Origin of the sequence: Chryseobacterium polytrichastri, assembly GCF_900142445.1 — a bacterium.
Lineage (GTDB): Bacteria > Bacteroidota > Bacteroidia > Flavobacteriales > Weeksellaceae > Chryseobacterium > Chryseobacterium polytrichastri.
This window is the reverse complement of the sequence record NZ_FRAV01000017.1, coordinates 39,071-60,791: the sequence shown is the minus strand read 5'-3', so window position 1 is coordinate 60,791 and position 21,721 is coordinate 39,071. Positions and strand designations below refer to the sequence as shown.

The 21,721-nt window shown below is 35.7% G+C and carries 19 protein-coding genes; 12 read left to right on the top strand and 7 right to left on the bottom strand.

All coding sequences use genetic code 11. The annotated features are described in order from the left end of the window. The first annotated feature begins 49 nt into the window (after positions 1 to 49). The 6 genes from BUB80_RS11895 (at position 50) to BUB80_RS11870 (ending at position 9,026) form a co-directional block, all read left to right on the top strand. Complete coding sequence (locus tag BUB80_RS11895; protein WP_073293142.1) at positions 50 to 742, top strand: response regulator transcription factor; 693 nt, start codon at positions 50 to 52, stop codon at positions 740 to 742. Then, entirely contained in the window at positions 739 to 2,070 is a 1,332-nt protein-coding gene (locus BUB80_RS11890) for a sensor histidine kinase (protein WP_073293141.1), read from the top strand. Before BUB80_RS11895 ends, BUB80_RS11890 begins: the two co-directional genes overlap by 4 nt. Positions 2,071 to 2,192: 122 nt before the next feature. Further along, the gene (locus BUB80_RS11885) at positions 2,193 to 3,584 is read left to right on the top strand and encodes a TolC family protein (RefSeq protein ID WP_073293140.1); all 1,392 of its coding nucleotides are present in this window, start codon (positions 2,193 to 2,195) and stop codon (positions 3,582 to 3,584) included. A 32-nt stretch (positions 3,585 to 3,616) separates the two neighbouring features. Then, positions 3,617 to 6,886 carry an efflux RND transporter permease subunit gene (locus tag BUB80_RS11880; RefSeq protein WP_073293139.1) on the top strand — a complete coding sequence of 1,090 codons (3,270 nt, stop codon included), beginning with the start codon at positions 3,617 to 3,619 and terminating at the stop codon, positions 6,884 to 6,886. A 24-nt stretch (positions 6,887 to 6,910) separates the two neighbouring features. After that, positions 6,911 to 8,017 carry an efflux RND transporter periplasmic adaptor subunit gene (locus BUB80_RS11875; protein ID WP_073293138.1) on the top strand — a complete coding sequence of 369 codons (1,107 nt, stop codon included), beginning with the start codon at positions 6,911 to 6,913 and terminating at the stop codon, positions 8,015 to 8,017. Between the two features lie 298 nt (positions 8,018 to 8,315). Then, complete coding sequence (locus BUB80_RS11870; RefSeq protein ID WP_073293182.1) at positions 8,316 to 9,026, top strand: C40 family peptidase; 711 nt, start codon at positions 8,316 to 8,318, stop codon at positions 9,024 to 9,026. 78 nt (positions 9,027 to 9,104) lie between these two features. On the opposite strand, the gene BUB80_RS11865 is transcribed toward BUB80_RS11870, so the two are convergent. The 6 genes from BUB80_RS11865 to BUB80_RS11840 form a co-directional block, all read right to left on the bottom strand. Continuing rightward, on the bottom strand, positions 9,105 to 9,686 hold the full coding sequence (locus tag BUB80_RS11865; protein WP_073293137.1) for a pentapeptide repeat-containing protein: 582 nt from the start codon (positions 9,684 to 9,686) through the stop codon (positions 9,105 to 9,107). Positions 9,687 to 9,770: 84 nt separating this feature from the next. After that, positions 9,771 to 11,018, bottom strand: a complete 1,248-nt coding sequence (gene rodA, locus BUB80_RS11860) for a rod shape-determining protein RodA (RefSeq protein WP_073293136.1) — start codon at positions 11,016 to 11,018, stop codon at positions 9,771 to 9,773. Then, positions 11,018 to 13,045, bottom strand: coding sequence for a peptidoglycan D,D-transpeptidase FtsI family protein (locus tag BUB80_RS11855; RefSeq protein WP_073293135.1), 2,028 nt, complete (start codon positions 13,043 to 13,045; stop codon positions 11,018 to 11,020). Before BUB80_RS11855 ends, rodA begins: the two co-directional genes overlap by 1 nt. After that, entirely contained in the window at positions 13,042 to 13,548 is a 507-nt protein-coding gene (locus tag BUB80_RS11850; RefSeq protein ID WP_073293134.1) for a rod shape-determining protein MreD, read from the bottom strand. The genes BUB80_RS11855 and BUB80_RS11850 overlap by 4 nt, the downstream gene beginning before the upstream one ends. Further along, positions 13,541 to 14,395, bottom strand: coding sequence for a rod shape-determining protein MreC (gene mreC / locus BUB80_RS11845; RefSeq protein WP_073293133.1), 855 nt, complete (start codon positions 14,393 to 14,395; stop codon positions 13,541 to 13,543). The genes BUB80_RS11850 and mreC overlap by 8 nt, the downstream gene beginning before the upstream one ends. A 27-nt stretch (positions 14,396 to 14,422) precedes the next feature. Next, entirely contained in the window at positions 14,423 to 15,448 is a 1,026-nt protein-coding gene (locus tag BUB80_RS11840) for a rod shape-determining protein (protein ID WP_054512301.1), read from the bottom strand. 242 nt (positions 15,449 to 15,690) lie between these two features. Here BUB80_RS11840 and hemA point away from each other — a divergent pair, with 242 nt between their 5' ends. The 6 genes from hemA to hemE are packed head-to-tail and all read left to right on the top strand — an operon-like array spanning position 15,691 to position 20,925. Next, positions 15,691 to 16,965 (top strand): glutamyl-tRNA reductase, encoded by a 1,275-nt coding sequence (hemA, locus tag BUB80_RS11835; RefSeq protein WP_073293132.1) that lies wholly within the window; start codon positions 15,691 to 15,693, stop codon positions 16,963 to 16,965. Continuing rightward, the gene (gene hemC, locus BUB80_RS11830; protein ID WP_073293131.1) at positions 16,952 to 17,863 is read left to right on the top strand and encodes a hydroxymethylbilane synthase; all 912 of its coding nucleotides are present in this window, start codon (positions 16,952 to 16,954) and stop codon (positions 17,861 to 17,863) included. The genes hemA and hemC overlap by 14 nt, the downstream gene beginning before the upstream one ends. A 46-nt stretch (positions 17,864 to 17,909) precedes the next feature. Continuing rightward, entirely contained in the window at positions 17,910 to 18,491 is a 582-nt protein-coding gene (locus BUB80_RS11825) for a DUF1287 domain-containing protein (RefSeq protein WP_073293130.1), read from the top strand. Positions 18,492 to 18,501: 10 nt separating this feature from the next. After that, positions 18,502 to 19,158, top strand: coding sequence for a peptidoglycan recognition protein family protein (locus tag BUB80_RS11820; RefSeq protein ID WP_073293129.1), 657 nt, complete (start codon positions 18,502 to 18,504; stop codon positions 19,156 to 19,158). After that, positions 19,158 to 19,835, top strand: coding sequence for a uroporphyrinogen-III synthase (locus BUB80_RS11815; protein ID WP_073293128.1), 678 nt, complete (start codon positions 19,158 to 19,160; stop codon positions 19,833 to 19,835). Before BUB80_RS11820 ends, BUB80_RS11815 begins: the two co-directional genes overlap by 1 nt. Before the next feature lie 58 nt (positions 19,836 to 19,893). Next, positions 19,894 to 20,925: a uroporphyrinogen decarboxylase gene (gene hemE, locus BUB80_RS11810; protein WP_054512306.1), complete on the top strand. Its 1,032-nt coding sequence runs from the start codon at positions 19,894 to 19,896 to the stop codon at positions 20,923 to 20,925. Positions 20,926 to 21,039: 114 nt separating this feature from the next. Here hemE and BUB80_RS11805 read toward each other — a convergent pair whose 3' ends face one another. Further along, on the bottom strand, positions 21,040 to 21,672 hold the full coding sequence (locus BUB80_RS11805) for an NAD(P)H-dependent oxidoreductase (RefSeq protein WP_073293127.1): 633 nt from the start codon (positions 21,670 to 21,672) through the stop codon (positions 21,040 to 21,042). Between the last annotated feature and the right edge of the window lie 49 nt (positions 21,673 to 21,721).

Here is a 21,721-nt window from a genome sequence, read left to right as displayed (position 1 = left end):
TACACAACTTCAAGATTCATATAAGATTTACATTTAACTTTGCATCCTTATGAAAATCTTACTCATCGAAGACAACAGAGAGCTTGCCCAAAGTATTACGTACTACCTTGGAGAAGAGCATTATATCTGTGAATGTGCTTATAGTTACAAAGATGCATTGGAGCGGTTAAGTTTCAATAGCTATGATTGTATATTATTAGATATCATGTTGCCCGATGGGAATGGTTTACAGCTTTTAAATTATATCAAAAAAGAAAAAATAAACAGCGGTGTACTTATCATTTCAGCCAAAGATGCATTAGATGACAAAATCTCCGGTCTCGAAAAAGGAGCCGACGACTACATTACAAAACCATTTCATTTACCGGAACTGCATGCCCGGTTAAGAGCAATCTATAGAAGAAAAAAAATGGATGGCTATAATGATGTAAAATTTAATGAGATTGTATTGAACACCGATACTTATGAAGTCTTCATTAAAAATAACAGATTGGAAGTAACTCAAAAGGAGTTTGAACTGTTATTATACTTTCTGGTCAACAAAAACAGAGTCTTATCTAAGCAATCTATCGCCAATCATCTATGGGGAGATTATACAGACAATTTAGCTAATTTTGATTTTGTTTATCAGCATGTGAAAAACCTCAGAAAAAAAATAGCGACCGCCGGAGGTAATGATTATGTGGAAACAATTTATGGATTAGGCTATAAGTTCAACGGATTAAAATATACAGATTTATGAATTTACTGAATAAAATATCGGTTTGGTTTATTGCCATTGTATTGTTGGTAACGCCCATCAGTATGTATATTTCTTATATCAGCATCAAAAAACGATTAGACAATGTAGAAATCGAAAGGCTGAAAGCAGTCAATACCTACGTTGCCGCTCAGCTCAAAAAAGGAGAAACTCCTGAAAAAACATCGCAGGGATTACCTATTTCTATTCGTCAAGTTAAGAATAGCATCCTGCCTTCCAACAATCCTGAGGTCATTCACACCTGCCTTGATGACAAAAGAGCAATACGCAATGAATGTAAAATACAGATCAACTCTTTCATAACAACCGATAACAAAGTTTATAAAATCTCATCCTACAGCTACATTACCTCAACCGATGAGATCATGAAAGGCATGTTGAATGCTTTATTCTTAAAAATAATACTCATTACCGTTATTGTATTTGTAACCGCAAGAATTTTATCACGTTATATCCTCAGACCTTTTCACCATGCGATTGATGGTATTTATCAATTCAATATTCAGAAAAAAGAACGGCTGGAACTCTTGCCCACAAGCACCAACGAATTTAAAAAACTTAATGAGTTTCTCCAGTTAATGACCGACAAAGCCATTGAAGACTATGCTTCTGTAAAAGAATTCAGTGAAAATGCGTCTCATGAAGTACAGACACCCCTAGCTGTTATTCAAAGTAAGATTGAATTGTTAGCAGAAACAGAAATCAATGGTCAACAGGCTGCATTATTGACAGACATTCAGAACTCTATCGATAAGCTGAGTAGGATTAACCGATCTCTTATTCTTTTGACAAAGCTGAACAATCATGAATTCATCACCAATGAAGAGCTGAGGTTCTGCCGAGTGGAAAAAGAAACCATCAACGCTTATTCAGATCATCTGATCCTTAAAAACATAAACCTCAACCGAACCTGCGAAAGAGATGTGTATGTAAAAATTCACCCTACTTTGGCTGAAATTCTCCTTAACAATCTTTTGTCTAATGCAATCCGTCATAATCTTAAAAATGGGAATATTGAAATTGTACTGACCAAAAAATTCTTCAGAATTTGCAATACCGGTCTTCCTCCTGACATTCCTACCCAAGAGCTTTTTAAAAGGTTTAAAAAAAGTAATCAATGCAATGAAAGCATAGGATTGGGATTATCAATCGTCAAACAGATTTGTGAGGTTAATGCATTTCCTATTCATTATGACTTTGCAGATGGCTGGCACAGCATTACTATCTATTTTCACACTACAGAAAATCATCAGTTTTTCATCCCGACAAAAGCTTTTAATGAAACCGTTTTAGCAATGGAAAATGCATAGATTATTAATTCGAAAAGAAAACTATTCTTCGCAAAATTGATACTATTGTAATCTATTAATTTAAACTTCAAGATTGCTTCAAAATGTATTTTTTACTTTGACCAAAGAAAAAAATATACTAGATGCTTTTAAGAGCTTTTATCCTAACGATATCCTCTATTTTTGTTAGCAGCCAAGTGAATGCGCAGGAAGTACTCTCCTTACAATCCGCCCTTGAAACTGCTGTTCATAATTATGGAACTATCAAAGCAAAGGAATCCTACCGACTATCTTCTCAGGAATCTGTAGAACTGGCAAAACGTCAGGCTTTACCTAATCTTAATTTCAGTGTTCAACAGGACTACGGAACCGTCAACGGACAAAACGGACCCTTATATGGATTTGGCGGATACGGAGTGGCCTCATCAGGACTTCCTCTCCCTGAACAAAACTGGAACGCTTCATTTGGAGCCTTATATTTAGCCAATGTCAACTGGGAGTTTTTCTCTTTCGGTAAAGCCAAACAGAGAGTAAAAGTAGCCGAATTCAAAACGCAGAGAGATTCTAAAGATCTTTCTGATGAAATCTTTCAGCACAAAGTAAAAGTAGCCGCTGCTTACATCAATGTTCTTGCTGCTAAAAAATTAAAACTGTCCTACGAAAGAAATGTGGGAAGAACAGATACCATCAGAAGAATTGTTGAGGTTAAAGAAAGAAACGGCCTTGTTCCAGGGGTAGACCTTTCTCTTGCTAAAGCAGATTATGCCAATGCAATGATCACCTACATCAAATCAAAAGACAATGAACAGGAACAGGAAAATAAACTCGCTCAACTCTTGGGGATTCCTTCTCAAAAATTTTTATTAGACAGTACTATTTTGAAGAGAACACCAACAGAATTTCCTTCAGAGACAGCCTCTGAAATAAAAAACCATCCCGTTCTTTCATTTTATAAAAGTCGTATTGAAGTAAGTGAACAGGAAAAACAATTGCTGAAAACTCAATATTATCCGTCCTTTTCAATGATTGGAATTATACAAAGCAGAGCTTCAGGATTCGGAAACGGATATGCACAGGATCAAAATGATTTTTCATCTTCTTACTGGGACGGAATAAAACCCACCAGAAGTAATTATCTGATTGGTGTAGGAGTTTCCTGGAATTTCACCCAAACATTCAGGTTATCTAAAGAAATCAGCGCCCAAGATTATACGACGCAAGGTCTCCAACATGAATATGATCTGGCCGAACAGCAAATTAAGGCACAGTTGGATCTTTCAGAAAACAAATGGAACAATGCATTTTCAGTCTATGAGCAAGTTCCTATTCAGTTAAAGTCAGCTAATGATGCTTATATACAAAGATCTGTATTGTACAAAAACGGACTTACAGATTTGGTTGATCTTTCTCAGACGATTTATGCTTTGGTAAGAGCAGAAACCGACAGAGATATTGCCATCAGCAATGTTTGGAATGCCTTGTTACTAAAAGCTGCAGCGCTAGGTGATTTTACTGTTTTCGAAAAAGAACTGTAAGAATTAAAATAACTCATATCAATCCTATATAAATGAACTTAATAAGATTTGCATTAAGAAAACCCATTACGATTTTAGTATTGGTTGCAGGGCTTTTTTTCTTTGGAATACGCTCCGCCAGCTCCATTAAAGTCGATATTTTCCCAAAACTAGATTTACCGGTCATCTATGTTTCCCACCCGTTTAGTGGATATACTCCGCAACAGATGGAAGCATTTTTCGCCAAACAATACATCAATATTTTCCTTTTTGTGAACGGGATTAAAAGTATTGAAACCAAAAATATTCAGGGATTAACTTTGATGAAAATCAATTTCTATCCGGGTACCAATATGGCACAGGCTGCGGCTGAGCTTAATTCATTCTCTACCAGAATTCAGGCCGCTTTTCCGCCAGGATCCAATCCGCCTTTTATCATCCGTTTCGATGCATCTACTCTTCCCGTGGGACAACTTGTTTTAAGCAGTGATAAAAGAAATAATAATGAATTGCTGGATTTAGCAAACGTGTATGTCCGCTCTACCTTCACCTCTATTCCGGGGATTGTTTCTTCACCTCCTTTTGGAGGAAACATCCGTACCGTAGTTGTTAATGCCAATCCGGATTTACTCCGTCAACATAATTTAACGCCTGATCAGTTGGTGGAATCTTTACGTCTGAACAATCAGACCGCACCTTCAGGAAACGTACGTATTGGTGATAAATATTATATCACACCTACCAATACGATGATTAAAAACGTAAAAGATTTTGGCAACATTCCTTTGTATAAAGGAGGTGTACAGAATCTTTATTTAAAAGATGTCGCCACAGTAACAGATGGAGCCGACGTTACTTCGGGTTATGCTTTGGTTAATGGCCGTCGTTCTGTTTATTTAAGTATTGCTAAAAGTGCTGATGCTTCCACTTGGGACGTCGTTCAGAATCTTAAGAAACAACTTCCTCAGATACAAGCCAATCTTCCTGATGATGTAAAAGTCAGCTTTGAATTTGACCAATCTACGTATGTAATCAACTCCGTTAAAAGCTTGCTGAGTGAAGGAACCATAGGTGCTTTACTCACAGGATTAATGGTAATTCTCTTCCTCGGTGATATTCGGGGAGCTCTTATTGTGATTTTTACCATTCCGATTTGTATTATTTCATCCGTACTATTTTTAAATCTTTTTGGACAGACAATTAATATCATGACCCTGAGTGGACTCGCCTTGGCCATTGGAATTCTCGTCGATGAAAGTACAGTCACCATAGAAAACATCCATCAGCATTTTGATATGGGCAAACCAAAAGCATTGGCCATCTGGGATGCGTGTAAAGAAATAGCGTTTCCAAAACTATTAATTCTATTTTGTATTCTTGCTGTGTTTGCTCCGGCATTTACAATGGAGGGAATTCCAGGATCATTATTCTTACCGTTGGCTCTTGCGATAGGATTCAGTATGATTATTTCCTACTTCCTTTCTCAGACATTTGTTCCCGTGATGGCGAACTGGATCATGAAAATAAAACATCACAAAGCAAAAGACGGCCACATCATGACCGATGCTGAAGAATTAAAAGCAGCAGGCCTAAGTGATGAAAATGATACCTGGAGTCAGAAAGAAATACTGCTTCAACAGGAAGACAGTAACCGAGATGGAAAAGTAAGTCTTTTCGAAAAAGTACGATTCCGTTATCTGAAATTCTTAGACCGAATTATGCCTTTCCGAAAGATCGTGGTTTCCGTATATATTTTGCTTACACTCGCTTTGGTTGCTTTAGTTTTAAACAGCATTGGCCGCGATGTACTTCCGCAAGTTAACGGCTCACAGTTTCAGGTAAGAATGAGAATTCCTGATGGAACCAGAATTGAACAAACTGAACTTCAAACCTTAAAACTATTAGATGGTATCAAAAGTATTGTTGGAAAAGATAATATTTCTATCACCTCTGCCTATGTAGGAAATCATCCGAATCTATTTTCTGTAAGTCCTATTTATTTATGGATGGCAGGATCTCATGAAACTGTTTTACAGGTAGGATTAAAAGAAGGATTCCACACGAATCTGGATGATCTGAAAGATAAGATTAGAGAAAAAGCAAAAAGCATTAACCCACAAATGAAGCTCTCATTTGAACCTATCGAGTTAACTGAAAAAATCCTTAGCCAGGGATCTCCTACTCCTATCGAAGTAAGATTATCCGGAAGAAGCAAAGAAGCTAACGAAGCGTACGCAAAAAAGGTTGAAACTGAACTGAAGAAAATCCCTTATTTAAGAGATGTACAAATAGGACAATCTATTAAATATCCATCTATCGATATCACAGTAGATCGTATTCGGGCTGCACAATTGGGAATTGACATGACCGATATTTCACGTTCATTGGTAGCTTCTACTTCATCATCAAGGTACACAGAAAAAAATATCTGGACCGATGAGAAAGCAGGATACAGCTACAATGTACAGGTACAGGTTCCTGAAAATAAAATGAACAGCAAAGCTGAAATTGCAGGAATCCCTTTGTTGAAAAACTCTAACAGACCTAATCTAGGAGATGTAGCAACCTTAAAAGATAGTTTCACTTATGGTGAAACCGATAACTTAGGAGCCATGCCGATGCTGACCGTAACTGCTAATTTAAATCACACCGATTTAGGAAAAGCATCAAGAGATGTACAAAAAGTAATTGACAACTTGGGAGAACTTCCAAGAGGATTGAATGTAGGATTAATAGGAATGAGTCAAACATTAAATGATACCTTAACCAGTCTTCAAAGCAGTTTGGTGATTGCGATTATGGTAATCTTCCTGATGCTTGCTGCCAACTTCCAATCTTTTAAAGTTTCCGGTGTTGTATTGGTAACAGTTCCTGCCGTTTTATTTGGCGCGTTGGCTTTATTAATTGTAAGTGGATCTACATTGAATCTTCAATCTTATATGGGAATCATTATGTCTGTCGGAGTATCTATCTCCAATGCCGTATTATTAATTACCAATGCTGAACAACTGAGAAAACATAACGGAAATGCCTTATTATCTGCCAGAGAAGCTGCTGCATTACGACTAAGACCTATTGTAATGACTGCTTTAGCAATGGTTGTAGGAATGGTTCCTATGGCATTGGGATTGGGAGAAGCAGGAGATCAGGTGTCTCCTTTAGGAAGAGCCGTAATCGGAGGATTAATTGCCTCTACCTTTGCCGCTCTGTTCATTCTTCCACTTGCATTCGCTTGGGGACAAGGTAAAACAAGCACTCAAAGTGTTTCTCTGGATCCTGAAGATGAAGAAAGCATTCACTTTATTCCTGAACTTTTAAAATAAAACAAAGCTATTAATACCATCAATATGAATCGATTATATCATTATATCATCCCGACCCTTATCACCGTTTTCAGTTTACAAAGCTGTGAACAGAACAAAGCCGAAGTAAAAAAAGCTGCACCTCCAGCGGCTCCAGACATAGAGGCTATTAACCCCAAGCAAGGAGACTTTGCTTCTTCTACAACAATCCCTGGGGAACTACAACCTTTCCAAAAAGTAGATGTATATGCTAAAGTAAGCAGTTTCGTTAAAAAGCTTTATGTGGATGTAGGAAATGAAGTGGTCGCAGGACAACTCTTGGCTACTTTAGAAGCTCCTGAAATGAATGCCCGGCAAAGTGCTGCCGCTTCCACATTAAAATCAAAAGAAGCTATTTATATCGCCAGTAAAGCAAAATATGACCGTTTAAAAGAAACGAGTAAAACCCCGGGAACTATTTCAGCTCTTGATTTAGAACAGGCTCTTGCTTCCCAAAGATCAGATATGGCCCAATTAGAATCAGCCAAAGCATCTTATAGAGAAGTTATTGATGTTAAAAATTATCTTCAGATCAGAGCGCCATTCAGCGGAAATATTTCCACAAGAAATGTAAGTGCAGGAGCCTACGTGGGTCCATCAGGAAAAGGATCTGAGCTTCCGATGTTTAGTTTAGTACAACAGAGCAAGCTGCGTTTAATCGTTAATGTTCCCGAATCATATACCGGAAGCCTGAATAAAGACGGACAAATAAAATTCTCCGTACAATCTATTCCCGGAGAAACCTTTACTGCGAAAGTATCAAGATTTTCAGGAGCTTTGGATAATCGTTTGAGATCACAATCTGTAGAAATGGATGTTTATAATAAAGACAAAAGATTATTACCCGGGATGGTAGCCAATGTGATCCTTCCTTTAAATGATCATAATAAAGCGTTGTCTGTTCCTACATCTGCTGTGTTAAATTCTACCTTAGGGGTATTTGTAATTCGCGTAGAAAAAGATAAAGCACATTGGGTTCCCGTTACCTCTGGTATTTCTAATGGTGACACTACCACAATTATTGGAGATATAAATCCAGATGATATTATTGTAAAGGCTGCTACAGAAGAAATTCGTGATGGGCAGAGCATCAAAGTGAAGCTTTCAAAATAGAATATTATTAACAAAATATAAGAAATGAGATAATTTTTTTTCTTCACTTAAATTTTAAAAAACTCTTTAAACAAAGAAAACAGAAACACTTTGTTAATAAATCTTAATAAAAAAAACCGCAGCCCTATGAAAAAAAGGACGTTGCGGTTTGTTTTTCCTTAACATACGTATATTATATGTTAAAATATGTTAAATGCAGAACCTGATAATAATCATATCATGCCCCTTTTAATTGGAATCTCTACTTTTGTAAGGCTTTTGAAATAAATATCCCTTTAACACGGTAATAAATATGTATATGAAGAAAAGAGTTTTGTCTTATTTAGTAGCTTTAGTTTCTATCGTTTCACTACAATCTTGCGTTACAAATTATGTAGTTTCAAAACCAGCAACTTACTCTAAAGAATACAAAACAGATGCCAAACTAGCTTCAATTGATGCAAACAAAATGGAGCAGGATAAGCAAAGATTGATCAATTCATTTCTTGCAGAAAAGGCGGCATCTATAGCCAATGCAAAAAATTCTATTAAGAATGCTGGCATTGCAAAAGTTATTAAGTACAATAAAACAATAGACAATATCCTAACGGAAGCTGAAACATACCTAGGAACTCCTTACAGATACGGAGGAATGACAAGAAACGGTATAGATTGTTCAGCTTTTGTGCTTTCTGTATTTGGAGCGGCAGCAGGACTTAGCTTACCAAGAGTAGCATCCTCTCAGTCTCAGGAAGGAGAAAGAATAGAAAAAGAGAATCTTCAGAAAGGTGATTTGATTTTCTTTTCTCACGGAAGAAGAATTTCTCACGTAGGTATTGTAGAAAGTGTTTCTGAAGACGGTGAAGTAAAATTCATCCATGCAGCCACTTCTAAAGGAGTGATGATATCTTCTCTTAATGATTCTTATTGGGGACCTAAATTTAGATTTGCCAAAAGAGTAATCAATGAAAATGGAGAAGCTTATAACAACCTAGCTGCAGTAACAGCGACAACAGCAACAAGTTTTTAATTTTAAATAATTGATTTAAATAATGAAGCCATCAACATTTTGATGGCTTTTTTATTGTGTATTATTTTGATGTGCAAACTAGCTATTTCTCTCTATTTGAATATCCAGCTTATACAATAGACCATGCACTTCAGAAAGGGAGAATTTAGCCTTTTTAAGCTTGTTTGTATTAGGATCTATGGAATAATTAATAGAAGTTCTAAAATCTGTTTTTTCAAGATTTGTATTAATGAAAACAGCACCTGCTAAATCACAATTGGTAAAGAGGGCACCGGAAAGATCACATTCTTCAAAATCAACCTCAATTAGCTTTGAATTTTTAAATAAGGTCTTTTTAATTGTTGTTTTATAAAAGGTAGAATTATTCAGAGTACATTCATTAAATGTAAATGATAATCCAAACTCATTACAATCACTAAAGTGAAGCCCAAACATCTTAGACTCTTTAAAAATAACATCACGGAAAGCTGTATTGGAAAGCTTTGCCATGCTTACATTACACTCGATGAATTCACAGTCGGTAAATTTAAATTCCGAGAGATTTGCATATTCAAAATTACAGTTACGGAAATTACAGCTTTCATACTCCCCTTTTTCCAATGGAGATTTTCCCAAATCTATATTATCGAAGTTTTGGTCCAGAACGTATGCTTCTTTCATAAAGCTTTATGATTTTATTTAAGTGAATATTTAGAACAAAGAAATTTCGTGGAATATTTGTAAGTCTTTCAACATCCAAATTCCTTAAACCAAGCTGTTTTTATCAGCATAATTTAATTTAAAGAAAATAAAGGTCATAATAGAAAAGGCCAATAGTGAGCTTCCTCCATAACTAAAGTATGGCAACGGAATCCCAACAGTCGGGAAAAGCCCCATAACCATGCCTAAATTGATCGTAAAGTGCATTAATAGAATGGATGCAAAGCAATACCCAAAAACACGATTAAATGTAGATTTTTGCTTTTCTGCGAGGTAATAAATCCTTCCAATAAAAACCATATAGGCAAGAACCAAACCGGCACTTCCCACGAAGCCCCATTCTTCTCCTACAGCACAGAAAATATAATCGGTTTGTTGCTCAGGAACAAATTTTCCTTGTGTTACGGAACCTTCACGGTATCCTTTTCCTAAAATACCTCCAGAACCTATCGCTGTTTTAGAATACAATAAATTATACCCTGAAGTATCTCTAAAGGCTTTTTCTCCTTTGTAAAGAACTTCCACCCTGTCTTGCTGATGCTGAGGCAGCTTCTCGAAAACCATAGGTGAAACTATTGAAAGCAGCGCTAGCACAACTATAATTCCAATAGAAGGTAAAAGTGTATAGATGTTTTTATGTAAAAAAGCCACATTAAATAAAACCCATATTGCTCCTATCACAACAATAAACCCTGTAAAATACCATAGGCTTATTTTCAAAGGATCATTAAGGTAATTAGCAATAAGAAAAACTGCTCCAAAAAGTGCCCCAACCACAAACAGTTTTCCATCAAGACCTTCTCTATACAAAGCAATAAAAAATGCAATAAAAACCAACATGGAACCTACATCCGGAATGGCTAAAACAACCACTGCAGGAATACCAACAATCGCTAAAACAGTTACGAGGGATTTTATATTTTTTAAATTAAATTCGGGTCCCGAAACATAATTTGCCAACATAAGAGAGGTACTAATTTTAGCAAACTCTACAGGCTGCATGGTAAGACTTCCGAATTTATACCAATTTTTCTGTCCCATAATCTCCTTCCCAAAAGGAAAAAGACCAATAAGGAGCAAAACCCCGCCGATATAGAAAATACCAGACATATTTTCAAAAAACTTACTTCTACTAAAAAATATAATAAGACCAATAAACAAAGAAACACCGAAAAACATTAGTTGCTTTTCGCCTAACTTTTGGTCAACACTATAAATATTTGCAATGGCAAAAATGCAAAGCAAGAAGTATAAACCAAGACCTAACTTATCTATTCCCTCTGTCCATTTCATTACTTAGCGGTTTTGATGTTTTTAGTTTCTTCGTCTATCTTTTTTTGCAACTTTGCTTTTTGTTCCTTGATGAAATTAAGACTGTCCTGCTTTCTCTTTAATTTAACAGAATCAGGTTTTGGATCTACATATAACCCTTTACGTTTCAAATCTGCAACCCACTGTCTTTTATATTCAGGCATAAAACTGGAAGTCACCATCTTCTTATAAAGATTTTCTCTTTTTACATCTCCAGTAATATATTTCTCCGCTATTACGGTACAAGCCGGACCTGCCCAAGTGGCACCAAAACCAGCATGTTCCATTACCGCAACAACAACTATTTTAGGCTTATCGGCAGGAGCAATCAACACAAAAATTGAATTATCCTTTCCTTGAGGAACCTGTGCGGTACCTGTTTTTGCTAACTGAGTAAAATCATTTGATTTTAATCCTCTCGCTGTACCTCTTAATACCACAGCTTCCATTCCTTTTAAAACAGGTTCAAAGTGTTTTGGATCAACAAGAGTTTTATGTTTCGTTTTAAATCTTTTATCGGGGTTTGGTTTTCCATCAATCGATTTTACAATGTGTGGCGTGTAGTACCAACCTTTATTCGCAATAGCTCCAACATAGTTAGCCAGCTGTAAAGGAGTTACCAAAACGTCACCTTGTCCCATTCCGTTAAATACAGCTCCTGTAGCCAAAGCATCCCAGTTTTTAGGATCTTTCTTGGCTCCACTTGCTTTATAAATAGACTGCATTCTTTTTTCATAAAATTCCCCGGAAGGAATTCTACCTTTTGCCCCAACAGCCAAGTCATTATTTAAAAATTCTCCTACACCAAAGCTATTCAAAATCTTTTTCCATTCATCCACTCCTTTGGAAGGGTTTCCCGGATATTTATTCATGATAGCCAAGTACGCATATGAAAAATAACAGTTACTTGAAATCTGTATTGCCGGTACCAAAGGATCTGCACCACCATGCCCTTTAATTCTTAAACCTCTATAATTAAAACCTCCTCCGCATGGGAAAACAGTATTTTCATCCATCACGCCCATCTGCATTGCTGAAAGAGCTGTCAACAATTTGAATGTTGAACCTGGTGGATAGGCCGCTTGAAGCGATCTGTCAAAAGTTGGTTTGTTTTCGTAGAGCGTATCTTTTGATAATGCGTATAAATTCCTAGACTTATTAGGTCCTGTAAATAAATTCGGATCAATATCCGGTCCGGTTGCTAAGGTTAAAATCTCTCCATTATTAGGGTCAATTGCAACAATAGCTCCATGCTTATTCACAAGCATCTCTTCGGCCATTCTTTGGAGATCATAATCAATGGTAAGCGTAATATCCTTACCTGTAATTACGTCTTTATCTAATGAACCCCCTTTATAAGAGCCTATATTTCTAAGTCTGATATCTTTCTGGATATATTTAATTCCCTTTATCCCACGAAGCTCTTTTTCATATGATTTTTCAACTCCTGATTTTCCTACAAAATCTCCTGGCAGATAATAGGTAGAATCTTTCTTAATATCTCTTTCGTTTACCTCACTTGTATATCCTAAAAGGTTACCGGAAGTAGAAACTTCGTATTGTCTTTGAGGTCTGGAAACAATATTAAATGCAGGATATTTAAATATAATCTCCTGTACTCTGGCAATATCTTCTCTGCTGAGGTCCTTTATAAAAGTCATCGGAGTCAGCTTAGAGTAATACTTTTCCTGTTTAATACTATTAATTTTCTTAATAAAATCATTTTTATTGATACTCATCAGGTTGCAAAAAGCAACGGTATCAAAATCTGGTTTCATTAAAGCTTCCGTGAAAGAAATTTCATAGGCAGGTTGGTTACCCACCATGATCTTACCATTTCTATCAAAAATAACTCCTCTTTGAGGAATAACATATTCTGTTTTAATGGAAGTATTGGCCGCATTTAGTGCATAGCGGTCGGTAAACAACTGCAAATAGGCAAGTCTCGCTACAAAAATAAGAGCGATAACAGTAAGCACGGAAAAGATTTTTAAATAACGTGTGTTCAAACTTTTTGTTTGATTTTAAAGATTAATGCGTAAATAACGATAAATATAAAGGAAATTATGCTTGTTACCAACACATTAAATAAAATTTCAAAAAATCTGCTAAACTTAAAGAATTCAATATACTGTACTAAAAGTTGGTGCAAAAATATACTTGAAAACAAAAACAGTAAAAACTGCGCCCATTGAAGGGACTGAAAAGAAAAGAAATCTGTAGACGTATCTGTAGATGTCCTGAAAATCAAGGTTCTGAAATAAGCAATTAAAGTTGTTGCAAATGCATTAATTCCCCAAGAATATAAAAATGCATCAATAGAAAGGCCTATTAAAAAACTTAATGCCAAAAATTGATACTTATTTCTAAAAAAAGGATAAAACATAACGAACACAGGATATAACACCGGAGTGTACTTTCCGAAAATAGTAATCCTGTTCAATACAAAAACCTGTAATGCAACAAGAAATATCATGATTAATATGTCCGTAAATAAAGTCCTGCTAATCATTTTCCTTTTTTATTACAGCTTGCATTGTATCTTGAATCTTTTGTACCTCGGCTTTCTTAAGATTTTTAACCACGAATACTTTGTTTAAAGCACCCATTTTTTCACTCAACTCAACTGAAATATCCCAAAAACCTGTTTTATTATCTACGGAGTATCCCGCAATAGTACCAATCATAACTCCTTTAGGGAAAATTGCCGACTTACCGTCTGTTACCACCGTATCACCAATCTTCAAGGCTACATATTTAGGAACATCTGCTAAATGCATTACTCTAGAATTATCTCCGTTCCATGTTAAGGTTCCAAAATATCCTGAGCTTTTAAGCGAAGCATTAATTCTAATATTATTGACACTTAAAACCGACTGAACGAGCGCATAACTATCTGTAACATTGATAACAATCCCCGCAACTCCTTTAGGAGCCATAACTCCCATTTGCGGAAATACACCATCTCTCTTACCACGGTTAATGGTAAAATAGTTATTTCTTCTGTTAATACTATTGAAAACTATCTCTCCGTCTACAAATGTGTAAATCTGACCTCCTCCTAAAGTATCATGAACTCTTCTGAATACAGGATTCTTGGCGCCCTCTTTTCCATAGAGTTCTACCATCAAAGCCTTATTTTGAGCAACAAGATCTTCATTGATCTGTTTAAGCTTAAGATAAGTAACCCCTTCATCAATATATCCGGAAACCCTAGAGTTCAACGCGGCTGATTGGCCGGCGATCCAAGATTTCTGCATGGCATTTTTAGAGAATATCAGAACCAGAGCAACAATTTGCAAGAAAATAAAGAAGACAAAAAGAGAGTTCTTCGAAAATAATCTGAGCAAAAATCCCATTCAGATAAAGTGTCGTAAAAGTTAAAATTATTTAATTAAGAAATTGAATTTATCCATATTCTTAAGTGCAATACCTGTTCCGCGAACTACAGCTCTTAACGGATCTTCTGCTACGAAAACAGGAAGACCAGTCTTTTTGTGCAGTCTGTCTGCCAGACCTCTTAACAATGCACCACCACCAGCAAGATAAATACCTGTTTTATAGATATCAGCTGCCAATTCCGGAGGTGTTAAAGAAAGAGTTTCCATTACAGAATCTTCAATTCTGATAATAGATTTATCTAGCGCACGAGCAATTTCTTTATAGCCAACCATAATTTCTTTTGGCTTACCAGTGATAAGGTCTCTACCTTGTACCGGAATATCTTCAATATCAACATCAAGATCTTCAACAGCAGAACCTACTTCAATTTTCACTCTTTCAGCTGTTCTTTCTCCGATGTAAAGATTATGGTGCGTTCTTAGGAAATAAGCAATATCGTTTGTAAATACATCCCCTGCAATTTTCACAGATTTATCACAAACAATACCTCCTAGAGCTACTACAGCAATTTCTGTAGTACCGCCACCTATGTCGATAATCATATTACCTTCAGGTTTCTGAACATCAATACCAACTCCTATTGCAGCTGCCATTGGCTCATAAATCAACCTTACTTCTTTTGCATTTACTTTTTGTGCAGAATCTCTTACCGCTCTTTTCTCTACCTCTGTAATTCCAGAAGGAATACAGATAACGATTCTTAGAGCAGGCTGAATGAATCTACCTTTGATCCCAGGAATTTTTTTAATAAATTCCTTAATCATGTGTTCAGAAGCATGAAAATCTGCAATAACCCCGTCTTTCAAAGGACGAATAGTCTTGATATCTTCATGAGTTTTCCCCTGCATATGCTTCGCCTGTTCCCCTACAGCAATTGGTTTACCCGTAGAACGTTCAATTGCAACAATTGAAGGCTGATCTATAACAATTTTGTTATTATGGATGATAAGCGTGTTGGCAGTTCCTAGGTCTATCGCAATTTCTTGCGTAAACATATCGAATAAACTCATATTTTTCTTCTGATTTTAAGAATACAAAGATATAAATTTAAGGCTACTAAAGAAACTTCATAAGCATATAATTTGGTTAAAATTTGGTTAAAATTCTAAATTATTTGCTAAGTATTGAAATAATATTCTTAGAAGACAGAAAGCAAAGCCCTACATAGTGGCGATTTATAGTTTTTCACGATAATTATCATATACATTATCAGAAAATAATTAATAAAAAAAGCCTTAAATTTGCAACGCTTATGCTACAATATTCCAATATACATAAAACTTCAAATTTTGCTGTACTTTCTATAAGCTATGAAAAAGCTGATGGAGAAACGCGAGGGAAATTTGCATTTTTTGATGAAAATATTAAAAATTTTGTTGCTCGAATTCACGACGAAAATTTAGGAGATGCCTTTGTAGTTTCCACCTGTAACAGAACCGAAATCTACACTACTACTCCGAATTACCTTTTGGTTGCCGAAGAGTACTGTAAAACAATCGGGGTAAACATCACAGACTTCCTTCAGTTTGCCAATATCCTCACCAAAGAAGAAGCTTTAACCCATTTATTCAGAGTGGCTGCAGGATTGGAAAGTCAGATTATTGGTGATTTCGAGATCATTGGACAGATTAAAAAAGCATACAGCCGTTTTAAAAAAGAGAGGCAAAATTCTAATCCTTATCTGGAAAGAGCCATCAACTCTGCCATTCAGATTTCAAAAAGAATTAAAAACGAAACGGGAATCTCCAACGGAGCCGCTTCCGTTTCTTATGCTGCCGTTCACTATATTTTAAACAACCAAAAAAGAATTACAGAGAAAAACATTCTTCTTTTAGGCGTTGGTGAAATTGGACAAAACACAGTGGAAAATCTAGTAAAGCACGTTTTTCAACCCAAAATAAAAATTGCAAACAGAACTCAGGAGAAAGCTGAAAAGATATCTGAAAAATATAACATTCCTCATGTTGACTATTCTGATTTTGACAATGAGTTAAAAAATACAGATATCCTTATCGTTGCTACCGGAGCCAAAAAACCTATTATCAATGCTTCTCACTTCCCGAACGGAAAAGAAACATTAATCATTGACCTTTCTATCCCTCACAATGTAGATAAAGATGTTACGACCAACGAAAACGTAACCTTAATTGATGTTGATGAGCTTTCAAAGCAAATTCAGGAAACCATTCAGCAGAGAGAAAAAGAAATTCCACAAGCCGAATCTATAATTAAAGAAATGGCAAAAGAGTTTCTTGAGTGGGAAAAAAAGAGAAAACTAGCACCAAATATTCACCATTTCAAAGCCGTTCTTAAAAACATGGAACGCAACGAGATGCATAATTTTTACAGAAAAAATAAATATATTAACATTACAGATATGGAGCTTTCTGAGAAAATGATTCAGAAAATCACCAATCGTTTTGCGAAATATATCATCGATAATCCTTGGAAAGCCGAAGAAATCAGTAAATTAATGCACGAAATATTAGTTGAACAACCAAACAACGAATTCAATGAAAAGCATTAGAATCGGAACCAGAAATTCCGCACTTGCACTTTGGCAGGCAAGAGAGGTTGCAAGGCACCTACAAAACAATAATTATCTAACAGAGATCGTACCTATCGTTTCTTCAGGTGATAAAAACCTTAACCTTCCCCTTTATTCCATGGGAATTACAGGCGTCTTCACAAGAGACCTTGATGTTGCATTATTAAATGATGAGATAGACATTGCTGTTCACTCTTTAAAAGATGTACCTACCCTTTTACCGGAAAATATTGAGATTGTTTCTTATCTGGAAAGAGATTTCCCTCAGGATGTATTGATAAGAAAAGAAGAATCTAAAAACAAAGAGTTTCACGAACTGAAATTGGCAACAAGCAGTTTGAGAAGAAGAGCTTTTTGGTCAAGAAATTATCCGCATGCTGAGTTTTCAGATATTCGTGGAAATATTCAGACGCGTCTTCAAAAATTACAGGATCAGGATTTTGATGCTACTATTTTATCTTTAGCAGGAATCAAAAGAATGCAAATGGATATTGATTATGAAATGCTTCCGTTAATGATCCCCGCTCCTTCGCAAGGTGTTATTGCTGTGGCAGGACATTCTGACAAGAAAGAGATCAATGAAATCCTAAACACAATAACCAATCATAAACCTACTCAGATCTGTGTAGAAATTGAAAGAAACTTCTTAAGCACATTAGAAGGAGGTTGTACTGCGCCTATCGGAGCATTTGCTGAATTTTTTGGAGATCAAATTCGTTTTAAAGCAGCCCTTTGTTCATTAGACGGGAAAAACTGTATCGCTACAGACGAAAACTTCGAATACAATGAGGTTGAAAATTTTGGAGAAAAATTCGCAAAAATAGTTCTTGAAAACGGAGGAAAAGAATTGATGGCTGAAATTAAAGGTTCTTATTAAGAACTTTTGAGCATATTTGTACCTTTATATTTTAACGTACAAAATAATGAAAAAGGCCCTGTTTTTATTGCTCCTCACATTCTGTGTGTTTACTGCAAATGCACAGAATAAATTTGCACTTCAATTATCTGATGCCGCTTTGGGGATCATAGACAAGACAATCACCTACGACCCTACTTATTTTATCCTCACCTATCCCAATGGAGATGTTCCTTCAGACAAGGGCGTTTGTACAGATGTTGTTATCAGAGCCTACAGAAAAGTTGGTATTGATCTGCAAAAAGAAGTACACGAGGATATGGCGAAAAACTTCTCAAAATATCCAAAGACTTGGAAGTTAAAAAAGCCTGACACCAATATTGACCACAGAAGGGTTCCTAATCTTGCCGTCTTCTTTTCTAAATTCGGAAAAGTAAAATCTATTGAAACCAATCCTGCACTTTATATTCCCGGTGACATTGTTACTTGGAGCTTACCCGGCAACCTAACCCATATTGGGATTGTTGTGAATAAAAAATCAGCTGACGGAAAAAGATTTTTGATTGTACATAATATAGGAAGCGGACAAGTTTTGGAAGACGTACTCTTTAAATATACGATTACAGGACATTATCAATACCCTAAATAAGCTACTTTTTATGAAAAACCTTTTTTATGCTTTATTCGTATTGATAACATGCTTTACGAATGCCCAAACCAGCGAATTTAAAATCATTAATAAGCCCATTGATTATTCTGCTGAAAGAACACGCCTAAGTTTCGAGTACCTTAAGGATCATTATCAAATTGTTCAAAAGTCTCCAACTATTTCACCTAAAATAATTGTTTTGCATTATACCGCAGGCGGAACCGTTGAAACGAATTATAAGTATTTCAATAAAACCCATTTGGAATCTGCCCGAAATGTTTTGAAAAAACAAAGCACGCTCAATGTTTCTTCCCAGTTTATTGTAGACAGAGATGGCACCATCTATCAACTTATGGAGCCCAATATGTTTGCGAGACATACGATTGGTCTTAATTATTGCGCAATAGGTATTGAAAACATAGGAAGTAAACAACAACCGCTTACCGAAAAACAAATTGCCTCGAATGCTCAGTTAATTAGATTTTTAACTAAAAAATACAACATAGAATATTTAATAGGACATTCAGAATATGGTATCTTTAGAAATTCTAAACTTTGGAAAGAAACAGACCCTAATTATTTTACAACAAAAGAAGACCCGGGAAAAGATTTCATGACAAAAGTAAGACTGTTAGTTACCGATTTACATTTAAAAGATAGACCTTAATGAAAATTTTATTTACCAAAAACATAGATCAATCAATTTTAACCCAACAATTAGGAGAGGATATTTTGGTGGATTGTGTTGAGGTTATTAAGACCAACCCTATTCAGATTAATTCTTTTGATTTAAAAAACGAGTCTCTTATTTTCACCAGTGTGAACGGTGTAATTTCTTTTTTCAATAATCAATTTAAGCCCAACGAAGATTTCACTGCGAAAAACTACAATAAAATATATTGCGTGGGCGAAAAAACAAAAAGAGAACTGAGAAAAAATGGTTTTGGAACTTTTAAAGTATTGAAAAATGCTGAAACGCTTTCAAAATTTATTATTAGCCATTGCCAACATGAAAGGTTTCTCCATTTCTGTGGAAACTTAGCCATTGACGTTCTCGACAAAGAGCTTCCATTACAAAATATCAAATACAATAAGGTCACTGTTTATAATACCGAAGAAATCAATCCGTTGGTACCTGAAAAATATCATGCGATAGTTTTTTTTAGTCCAAGCGGAGTTCGTAGTTTTGCAAAGCAAAATTCATTAGAAAATATGACCCTGTTTTCGATTGGAGAAACCACTTCTGGTGAGTTGAAAAAACATACCCAACAGAAGATCTATACCTCCGAAGGAAATAATCTTGCATCTATCTTTGAATTAATACAAAGAGTAGTAAAAAAATAATCTTTGAAATATCTATTGCCTAAAGTGCATACTGCCGGCAATATTAGTCTAATACATTATGATTAAAAACGACCTATATTTAAAAGCACTTCGCGGAGAAACCGTAGAAAGACCGCCAGTTTGGATGATGAGACAAGCTGGAAGATATTTGCCGGAATTCATTGCGCTTCGTGATAAATATGATTTCTTCACGAGATGTCAGACTCCTGAGCTTGCCGCTGAAATCACCGTACAGCCTATCCGTAGATTTCCTTTGGATGCTGCCATTTTATTCTCTGATATTTTGGTAGTGCCTCAAGCAATGGGAATTGATTTTAAGATGAAGGAAAACGTTGGTCCTTGGTTAGACGATCCTATCAGAACAATGGAACAAGTACAAAATGTTATTGTTCCGGATGTAAATGATACGTTAGGATATGTATTTGACGCCATTGAATTAACATTGATAAAACTAGACAATGACATTCCATTAATCGGTTTTGCAGGTTCTCCATGGACTCTTCTTTGCTATTGCGTAGAAGGAAAAGGAAGTAAAGCGTTTGATATTGCAAAGTCGTTCTGTTTCCAACAGCCGGAAGCTGCTCATTTATTGCTTCAAAAGATCACAGATACTACTATTGCTTATCTAAAAAGAAAAGTAGAAAAAGGAGTTTCTGCAGTACAGATTTTTGATTCTTGGGGTGGAATGCTTTCTCCAGCAGATTATCAGGAATTCTCTTGGCAATATATTAATCAGATCGTTGAGGCTTTAAGTCCGCTTTCTCATGTTGTCGTATTTGGAAAAGGATGTTGGTTTGCTTTGGAAGATATGACGATGTCTCCGGTTTCGGCTTTAGGTGTTGACTGGACGATCAAACCTGAGTTGGCAAGAACGTTAACGAATCACACCATGACCCTTCAAGGAAACTTTGATCCTGCAAGATTACATTCTACACCTGAAACGATTAAGAAAATGGTGAATGAAATGATCAACCGTTTTGGAAAAGACAGATACATCGCGAATCTTGGTCACGGAATTTTACCTAATATTCCTGTAGAAAATGCAGAAGCTTTTATTAGAGCTGTTGTAGATTGGAAACCGAATAATTAAACTTTACATTATTGAAACCTTCAAGGTTTTAAAAACCTTGAAGGTCTAATTCCCATAAAACAAAATCCCTTTCAGCTTTCTGAAAGGGATTTTTCTGTATATGGTATATAGCAATTATTTAATTTCTGTAATAAAATCTTCTTTAGACTTTCTTACTTTAGCCAAGTTCACCAACCAATCGTTGGATTCTTCTCTGTAACCAATTGGCAACAATAAAACACTTTTTAAACCTTTCTCTTTTAAGTTTAAGATCTCATCAACAGCTTCAGGAGAAAAACCCTCCATTGGCGTTGAATCTACTTCTTCAAAGGCTGCTGCAATAATTGCTGCTCCGAAAGAAATATAAGCCTGTTTTGCTGCGTGTGTAAAGTTTTCTTCAGCTGATCTTTGAGGATATGTACTCAACAACATCTGTCTGTAGTTTTCCCAACCTTCATTTTTGAAACCTCTGATTTCATTCGTAAGATCAAACATATTATTGATTCTTTCTTCCGTGTAATTATCCCAAGCTGCAAAAACCAAAAGATGAGAACAGTCTGTAACCTGTGGCTGATTCCATGCATGTGGCTTAATCTGCTCTTTTACCTCCTGATTGGTAATAACAAAGATTTCGAACGGCTGCAAACCGCTTGAAGTAGGTGCTAATCTTGCTGCCTCTAGTATTTTGTCCACTTTTTCCTGTGGCACTTTTTCACCGTTCATTGCTTTGGTTGCAAATCTCCAGTTTAATTTATTTATTAATTCCATTCGTTAAATTTTACACGGCAAAATTAATTCATACGAGAAGAATTTCAAA